General features: G+C 52.0%; 7 protein-coding genes. 1 reads left to right on the forward strand and 6 read right to left on the reverse strand.

Annotated features, from left to right (window positions below):
• From BSZ31_RS16805 to BSZ31_RS01625, 6 genes are all read right to left on the reverse strand, one after another.
• Window positions 1–884: nucleotidyltransferase (locus BSZ31_RS16805; protein WP_105027252.1), on the reverse strand; the 884-nt coding region annotated here is incomplete at its 3' end.
• A gap of 382 nt (window positions 885–1266) precedes the next feature.
• Window positions 1267–2475 carry a ribonucleotide-diphosphate reductase subunit beta gene (locus BSZ31_RS01605; protein ID WP_105027253.1) on the reverse strand — a complete coding sequence of 403 codons (1209 nt, stop codon included), beginning with the start codon at window positions 2473–2475 and terminating at the stop codon, window positions 1267–1269.
• 118 nt (window positions 2476–2593) lie between these two features.
• A complete protein-coding gene (locus tag BSZ31_RS01610) occupies window positions 2594–5530 on the reverse strand; it encodes a ribonucleoside-diphosphate reductase subunit alpha (RefSeq protein WP_105027254.1) in 2937 nt (978 codons plus the stop codon).
• Window positions 5531–5757: 227 nt separating this feature from the next.
• On the reverse strand, window positions 5758–6321 hold the full coding sequence (gene ampD, locus BSZ31_RS01615) for a 1,6-anhydro-N-acetylmuramyl-L-alanine amidase AmpD (protein WP_105027255.1): 564 nt from the start codon (window positions 6319–6321) through the stop codon (window positions 5758–5760).
• Window positions 6322–6357: 36 nt separating this feature from the next.
• A complete protein-coding gene (locus BSZ31_RS01620; RefSeq protein ID WP_008250461.1) occupies window positions 6358–6615 on the reverse strand; it encodes a PP0621 family protein in 258 nt (85 codons plus the stop codon).
• Complete coding sequence (locus BSZ31_RS01625) at window positions 6615–7454, reverse strand: inner membrane protein YpjD (protein WP_105027256.1); 840 nt, start codon at window positions 7452–7454, stop codon at window positions 6615–6617. The genes BSZ31_RS01620 and BSZ31_RS01625 overlap by 1 nt, the downstream gene beginning before the upstream one ends.
• Window positions 7455–7501: 47 nt before the next feature.
• Between BSZ31_RS01625 and ffh the strand changes: the two genes are divergently transcribed.
• A complete protein-coding gene (gene ffh / locus BSZ31_RS01630) occupies window positions 7502–8899 on the forward strand; it encodes a signal recognition particle protein (protein WP_105027257.1) in 1398 nt (465 codons plus the stop codon).
• Window positions 8900–9146 lie beyond the last annotated feature (247 nt).

Here is a 9146-nt window from a genome sequence, read left to right on the forward strand (position 1 = left end):
TCATGATTAACATGATTTTCCATACCAAAGACAATTGACTTCAGCGCAGACAAAACATCAGCCTCACCGCTATAGGCCCTTGCTGCAAGTGTCGTAATGATGATTGATACAGGCTTCAAATGGGGTGCTGTCCGAAACCAATAATCGCGGTGCCTTTTTAGGATCTGGATCACCTGTTGCAAGGGAGAGCGTTTTTTATAGAGAGGGAGTGGCTCAACACCGGCCCTCACACCTGGCCATTCAGTGCTTTTCATACCCAGTTGAATCCTTGATTCAAACCAAATGGCAAATCCCTCTGGATTGCTTACTGGCCATTCATCGCTGATCTGATCAAAGTTTGATTCACGCTGATCAGTAATGAATAAGACATTGTTAGAAATGCTGCTAGCTAACGAGCGGTTAACTTGTTTTGACTCAAGAAGAATCAAATTTTGGCTTATCCGTGGCAATGAAGCTGGAATTGAGGGAACAATATCCATATGAAATGCGAGACTGTCACGGTAACTTAATCTCAAACAACGATTCTTTTCCTCAATATCATCGGCTATGTTCCTCGCTTTTCGATAAGATTTCAGCTCAGCCTTGATCAAGCCTTTTAGTTCTGCTTGTGTATGAGTACTTGGGGAAATGCCACGATCTAACCTGCAGGTGAGATCAAGATCATATTCTTCAGTTTGACCTAGGGGACGAATCGCTGTTCCGAGTCGAAAAGATCCTTGTGAATGGACGTGAGGTGAAAACTCACGTATTGAAGAAAGATCTCGACTGAACCAGTCTCCAAGATCTTCATATCGTTCAGCCGCCCTAATGTATGCCGACTCTGGCAATTCAATTTCAAGGGCGAGGGCTTCGGCTAATGCTTTGTTTGCTTCGGTGATTTGCACAGGAGTGCCTCCTAATCAAGGATTGAAAAATTCCCCTTCCTAGTTGGTGTCCCCTGTTTGACTTGAGTTTGAATTAGTCAAACTTGTTTTCTGATTGCCTGCATCTGGCAACTCTTTTACGTGACTTACTAAAAATAAACTTCCGTGGAGTCTTTCTTTAAAACTTCTAGAAACGGCGGTCAGTCCAATTTTAAGCTTCAACTTCCAGAACCGGACCGCGATTTTTCATCCAAGAAATATCGCCAGTCCGATTCTCAAGGAACATCCACGTGCATTGACTTCAACTTGAGCACGCCACCTCAAAACTCTGATTCAGTTCACTCTTAGCTGAAAACAGTTCAGTTTTAAGCTGTTAAGTTCACTTTTTAACTGTGAGTGTGGATTAATCCCAGCTCAACGCACCACCAGTTTGGTACTCAGTTACACGGCGCTCAAAGAAGTTGGTTTCTTTCTTCAAGTCCATCATTTCGCTCATCCATGGGAATGGGTTGCTTGCGCCTTCGTACAAGGTGCCCAAGCCAATCTGGTTGGAACGGCGGTTGCAAATAAACTTCATGTATTCCATAAACTGGGCAGAATTCAAGCCCAACACGCCGCGTGGCATGGTGTCTACGGCATACGCGTGTTCAAGTTCAACAGCCTTGCGGAACATGGCCTTGATCTCTTCCTTGAATTCCGGGGTCCAAAGGTGTGGGTTTTCCAGTTTCACGGTGTTGATCAGGTCGATACCGAATGTGCAGTGTGCAGACTCGTCGCGCAAAATGTACTGGAACTGCTCGGCAGCACCAATCATTTTGTTCTGGCGGCCCAGCGCCAGAATTTGCACAAAGCCCACGTAGAAGAACATGCCTTCCATGATGCAGGCAAAGGCGATCAAGCTCTTCAGCAGTGTTTGGTCTGCTTCAAGCGTGCCGGTTTTGAATGAGGGGTCGGTCAACACATCAATGAACGGCAGCAAGAAATCGTCTTTGGCCTTAATGCAGGAAATTTCGTTGTACGCGTTGAATGTTTCCGCTTCAGGAATACCCAGGCTTTCTACGATGTACTGGTAAGCGTGGGTGTGAATGGCTTCATCAAACGCCTGGCGCAGCAAAAACTGGCGGCACTCGGGCGCTGTAATGTGGCGGTAGGTACCCAGCACAATGTTGTTGGCAGCCAGTGAATCGGCTGTTACAAAAAAGCCCAGGTTACGCTTCACGATCAGGCGCTCGTCTTCAGTCAAACCGTTGGGGTCTTTCCAAAGCGCAATGTCGCGATCCATGTTGATTTCTTGTGGCATCCAGTGGTTGGCGCACTGGCTCAGGTACTTTTCCCAAGCCCACTTGTACTTGAAGGGCACAAGCTGGTTCACGTCGGTTGTACCGTTGATTACGCGCTTGTCGGCAGCGTTTACACGGCCAGCCTTTGCACCTTCAGCGGCAGGCTGCTGCACCACAGGGCGCGCAGCTTGCTGATACAAACCTTGGCTGGCTGCAGGCGCAGCAAAACCCGAGGCCACAGACCCCATGGCAGGCGGCATTTGCACGGGGGGCTTGGCAGCAGTTGCTGTTTTGCCCATGGCTGCATCAAACTCATCGTCCCAAGACAGCATATTTTCTAACTCCTTAACTAATACACTGTATAAAGTCACAGTGTCATTATGTTCATTTTTATTCACTTGGGCAAGTCTTGGTAACTTGCCCAAATCGCTGGTCTTTTATTCAAAAAACTTACTGGCAAGCCTCGCACTCGTCGAAGCCGGCATCGCCTGGGCGCATGGTGCACACCTTGCCTTCAATTTCTTGCTCAGGCAGGTTGGGCACCAGGCCAGTGGCCGGGGCCGATGTAAACGCGGCAGATGCACCACCTTCCGCATTCACCGAGTTCAACTCACCACCGGCCAAAGTTGATTTCTCGGCGTGTGTGGCACCAATGGTGCGCAGGTAGTAGGTTGTTTTCAAACCGCGAATCCAGGCCAGTTTGTACGTGTCATCCAAACGCTTGCCGCTGACGCCAGCCATATAAATGTTCAAGCTTTGGCCTTGGTCAATCCATTTCTGGCGACGGGCTGCAGCTTCAACCAGCCAGCGTGGGTCCATTTCAAACGCGGTGGCGTACAGGCGCTTCAGGTCTTCCGGAATACGGTCAATCTTCATCACTGAACCATCAAAATACTTCAGGTCAGAAATCATCACTTCGTCCCAAATTCCCAGGCGCTTCAAGTCGCGCACCAAGTGTTCATTCACGATGGTGAATTCACCCGAAAGGTTCGACTTCACATACAAGTTCTGGAATGTCGGTTCAATGGAAGCGGCCACACCGATGATGTTGGAAATGGTTGCTGTGGGTGCAATGGCCACGCAGTTGGAGTTGCGCATGCCGTGCTTCTTGATGCGAGCGCGCAGTGCGTCCCAATCCATACGGCTGCTTGTATCCACTTCCACGTAACCGCCACGCTCTTCTTCCAGCAGCTTGAGCGAATCCAAAGGCATGATGCCCTTGTCCCACAGCGAACCCTTGAAGGTGCTATACGCACCGCGCTCGGCAGCCAACTCGGTTGAAGCTTCGTAAGCGTAGTAGCAAATGGCTTCCATGCTTTCGTCGGCAAATTCAACTGCATCACGTGACGCATAAGGCTTGCGCATCATGTGGAGCGCATCTTGAAAGCCCATCATGCCCATGCCCACAGGGCGGTGGCGCAGGTTTGAATTGCGTGCCTTGGCCACTGCGTAGTAGTTGATGTCGATCACGTTGTCCAGCATGCGCATGGCCACGCCCACAGTTTTCTGCAGCTTCTCGTGGTCCAGTACCAGCTCGCCGTTGTCGGCAGGCTTCAAGTGGCGCGTCAGGTTCACAGAACCCAGGTTACACACCGCAATTTCGTTCTCGTTGGTGTTCAGGGTAATTTCTGTACACAGGTTGGATGAGTGCACCACGCCCACGTGTTGCTGGGGGCTGCGAATGTTGCAAGGGTCTTTGAACGTAATCCAGGGGTGGCCGGTTTCAAACAGCATGGAGAGAATTTTTCTCCACAGCTTGGCTGCTTCCACGGTTTTGAACAATTTCAAATCGCCACGCGCGGCTTTTTCTTCGTAGCCCACATAGGCTTTCTCGAAGGCTTTGCCGTACAGGTCGTGCAAATCTGGGCAGTCGGATGGGCTGAACAGGGTCCAGTTACCGCCTTCCATCACACGCTTCATGAACAGGTCGGGAATCCAGTTCGCGGTGTTCATGTCGTGGGTGCGGCGGCGATCATCGCCAGTGTTCTTGCGCAGTTCCAGGAATTCTTCAATGTCCAGGTGCCATGTTTCCAGGTAGGCACACACCGCGCCTTTGCGCTTGCCACCCTGGTTAACAGCAACAGCCGTGTCGTTCACCACTTTCAGGAATGGCACCACACCTTGTGATTTGCCGTTGGTGCCCTTGATGTGGCTGCCCAATGCACGCACGGGGGTCCAGTCGTTACCCAGGCCGCCAGCAAACTTGGAAAGCAATGCGTTTTCCTTGATGCCTTCGTAAATGTCGTCCAGGTCGTCGCCAATGGTGGTGAGGTAGCAAGAAGACAGCTGTGAACGAATGGTGCCGCTGTTGAACAATGTGGGCGTAGAGCTCATGAAGTCGAATGTGGACAACACTTCATAGAATTCAATGGCGCGTGCTTCGCGGTCCACTTCGTTTAAGGCCAGGCCCATGGCCACGCGCATGTAAAACGCCTGTGGCATTTCAATGCGGGTGCCTTCCACGTGCAGGAAGTAGCGGTCGTACAAAGTTTGCAGCCCCAGGTAGTCGAACTGCAAATCGCGTTCGTACTTCAGGGCTGCGCCCAACTTCTTCATGTCAAACTGGGCCAGGCGATTATCGAGCAGGCCAGCGGCAATGCCTTTCTTGATGAACAGGGGGAAGTACTCAGGGTACACCTGCGCCATTTCGTCTTGCGCAATTTCGCGGCCAATAATTTCACGGCGAATGGTGTGCAGCAACAGGCGGGAAGTAACCAGTGTGTAGCTGGGTTCATTCTCGATCATGGCACGTGAGGCCAGAATTGCCGACTTGAACACCTCATCGATTTTCACGCCGTCATACAGGTTCTTCAGGGTTTCTTTCTGAAGGTGCGCAACGTCAATTTCATTCAGGCCAACCGCAGCACTCTCAATCAACGCTTTCAGTGCCTCAACGTCGAGTGGGCGCTTGATGTCGCCGTCGATCACATTCAGGGCATGCTGCTCAGCTTGTTCCACCTGTTTGGCAGCACGTTCTTGGGCGCGGCGTTCACGATACAGCACATAGGCACGCGCCACTTCGGCTTCGCCGGAGCGCATCAGGGCCAGTTCAACCTGGTCTTGAATGTCTTCGATGTGGAAAATGCCGCCAGAAGGCTGACGACGCACCAGTGCGTTCACCACGCTGCCAGTCATCTGCTCAACCAGTTCGCGAATGCGTGCGGAAGCTGCACCCTGACCGCCATTCACTGCCAAAAATGCTTTGGTCATGGCCACGGCAATTTTGCTGGGCTCAAAACCAACCACGGCACCATTTCGGCGAATAATTTTGTAGTTTGAGTACGCGCTGTCAACCACGGGCGCTGCACCTGCAGGCTTAGAGGTGGACAAGGGCGCATCAGTTGCCAAATTGCTCGCCAAATCTGAGGGTCCATGGCTAGTTAGCATGCATCTTTCTCCTGGAATATACGTGTTCTTGAGGGTTTGTTTTTGTAGTGGGGCACAACCGGCAACCACTATATCTTGTGTTTTGTATGTGGCTTGGAACTAATTGTAGTGGTCGAAACACGATTTGGCAAACACTTTCTTATCCCCAACTTGTGCACACAGTTATCCCCTGTGAACAAGTTGTGGACAAGCTTGGGATAACCGCAGTGCAACAAAAAAACGGCCTTTCAAAGGCCGTCAATCTGAAGTTCGTAGGTGTTTGATTTACGAAGACCTTTCCAGTCGAAGAAGGGTCCCGGATCAGTTTTCCGGGTGGGTGCTATCTCGCTGTGCGCCATGGCATATCTCAGTGGATAACGTGCTTGTAACTCCAAAGCAAGACGCTTCAGGCTGGCATATTGAGCCTGCTCGAATGGGGTATAAATATCGCCCAGCAATTCAACACCAATTGAAAAATGATTGAAATTGCTACGGTCCATTGCGGCTGAAATTCCAGCGTGCCAGGCCCGTTTTTCACAGGATACAAATTGGGTAATCGATCCGTCTCGATCAATCAGAAAATGCGAAGAAACATGCAGGCCAATCAACTCGCCAAATGAAACATGCGCATGACAATCGAGTCGATTCAAAAACAGGTCAGTGATTAACGCGGGGTCTCGCCCCCGCTCGGGCAGGCTGATGCAGTGAACAACCAGGGTATCCACTACAGTGCCCATGGGGCGTGCATCCTGATTGGGGCTTTGCAGGCGGTGCACCCAGTCTTCTTCAATCCAGCCTTCGTCCAGCCACATGGCGTGCCCCTTCTAAAGGTCAATGCACTTCAAAACTTAGCGAACTTTCTCTCCGGCCGCCTTGGCGTGCTCCATGCCGCAGTAGAAGCGCCCCTGCATCATCACACCTTCAGACATGGGGCTGTAGGCACCGCAGTGTTGGCAAGGCATGATCTCTTCCTGGGTTTTACGGCCAAGATTGCCTTTTTGTTTAACGTCTACACCGGGCTTTTCACCCAATTGTTTGCGCTGCCAGCTTTTGAAAAGAATCCAGGCCACCAACGCCAGGCCCAGGAAAAACAGAATACGACCCATCAAACTGCCCTTTTCAAAATAAACTCCAGCACAAACTGGGTACCAAAATAAGCCAACACCAATACTGCATAGCTGCCCAAACACCAACGCAGGGCTACTTTTCCGCGCCAGCCAAATACCACACGCCCGCCCAGAAGCACTGCAAATGAACACCATGAAATGATGGCAAACAGGGTTTTGTGATCAAAGCGCCAGCTGCTACCGCTCCATTCTTCGGAAAACAGAAAGCCGGTAATCAGGGTAAGCGACAACAACACAAAGCCAGCCCAAAGCTGCCGGAACAGAATCGATTCCATGGTAAGCAAAGAGGGCAATTGATCCAGCAACCGCTCCCGCACCATGCGGTTTTCCTGGGTGGTGGCCACAGGCTGGTGCAAGGCTTTTTCCTGAAACGCCATCACGATGCCATGGGCGGCGGCAATACCCAACAAACTGTAGGCTGCCAGCGCGATCAACAAATGCAATTGAAACAGATGATCGCCTGCCATTCGAATGGCGGAATCTTCCCCCATCCACAAGGGCAGCAAAAATACAACTGCGCACAGCGGGAACACAATTAATTCAAGCAGCGGCACACGGTTGAAAAAACTTTCTACAAAGGCCACCAGTGAGGCCAACCAAGCCACGCACATCAGGCCCAGAACAAAGCCGAAGTGCATGCCATCGGTTTGAAACAACAAGGTGCCCAATAAATAACCCGAGACCGTCAAGGCCAAAGCAACCAGCGCGCGGTTTAACGCGGCGGGTGCAGACCACTTGCCGAAAACGTTCAGCGCCGCCAATCCACCCGAGGCGGACAGCAGGGGCACTGCGAACGCGTACAATATTGTGTTGTTCATACCAATCAGTTTACTCGATTCATAGCACGAGTCAGGGGCACCACACGATGTTTGAAAACCTCTCCGATCGCCTAACGCGCGTTGTCAAAAATATCAAAGGCGAAGCCCGCATCACCGAGGCCAACACGCAGGAAATGTTGCGGGAAGTTCGCTTGGCGCTTCTGGAGGCCGACGTGGCCCTACCGGTGGTGAAAGAGTTCATCAACCAGGTGAAAGAACAGGCGCTTGGCGAGGAAGTGCTGAACAGCCTCACCCCCGGCCAAGCCTTGGTGGGCATTGTTCACAAACAGTTGATCAAGCTGATTGGCGAGAAAACAGAAGAAATCAACCTGGCGGCCCAGCCCCCCGTGGTGATTTTGATGGCGGGTTTGCAAGGTGCCGGTAAAACAACCACCACAGGTAAGCTGGCCAAGTATTTAAAAGACAACCTGAAAAAGAAAGTGCTGACCGTTTCAGCCGACGTGTACCGCCCTGCGGCGATCGAGCAGCTGAAAACAGTCAGCGCGCAAGCTGGCGCCGAGTTCTTTCCATCCGACATTACCCAAAAGCCAGTGGACATTGCACTGGCTGCCCTGAACCACGCCAAACGCCAGTTTTTTGATGTGCTGATTCTGGACACGGCGGGCCGCTTGGGCATAGACGAAGCCATGATGAATGAAATCAAGGCTTTGCATGCTGCGGTGAACCCGACTGAAACCCTGTTTGTGATTGACGCCATGTTGGGTCAGGACGCCGCCAACACGGCCAAAGCCTTTAACGAGGCCTTGCCCCTGACCGGCGTGGTACTGACCAAGATGGACGGTGATGCGCGAGGCGGTGCCGCCCTTTCCGTGCGCCAAATTACCGGCAAGCCCATTAAATTCATGGGTGTGGGCGAAAAACTGACCGGCTTTGAGAAATTCCACCCAGACCGCGTGGCGGGCCGAATTCTGGGCATGGGCGACATTGTTTCCTTGGTGGAAGAAGCCAAAAAAGGCATTGACCAACACGAAGCCGAAAAACTGGCGAAAAAACTGAAAAGCGGCAAGGCTTTCGACCTGAACGACTTTTTGGCGCAAATTAGCCAGATGCGCAACATGGGTGGCCTGCAAGGCCTGATGGACAAACTGCCCAGCCAATTGATGAAAGGGGCGGGCGATGTGGATGCCACCGCCGCAGAGAAGCAGATGAAACGCACCGAGGCCATTATTTTTTCCATGACCATTGCCGAACGAACCAAGCCCGATATTTTGAAAGCCTCTCGAAAGCGCCGTATTGCAGCAGGTGCTGGCGTACAGGTTCAAGAAGTGAACCGCTTGCTCAAGCAGTTTGAGCAAATGCGCGACATGATGAAAAGCATGCAGAAAGGTGGCTTGGCCAAGTTGATGAAAAAAATGGGTGGCGGCGGGAAAGGTGGCTTTCCGGGTGGCGGCATGCCGCCAGGCGGCGGGTTTCCAGGCATGTAATCGGGTTGTGTTCCGATCTCTCGCCAGAAAACCTGTTGATCCCTTGCTGAACCTTGCGATGCCTGAGAACGACCCTCCTAAACTGCGGGTCGGGTCCGTTCTCTGTCGCCCATGCTGGGCAACACCGGCCCTGCTAGGCACGCAAGGCAGGTTTTCTTGAAGGCGAGGCGATCGAAACACCGCCGCCGATTGGGCGATGAAACCAGCCGTGAGTCGCGTGGTAGTAGAAGGGAGTTGGCCGGGTGAC

Origin of the sequence: Limnobacter sp. SAORIC-690 (assembly GCF_002954425.1) — a bacterium.
In the GTDB taxonomy this organism is placed as follows: Bacteria; Pseudomonadota; Gammaproteobacteria; order Burkholderiales; family Burkholderiaceae_B; genus Limnobacter; species Limnobacter profundi.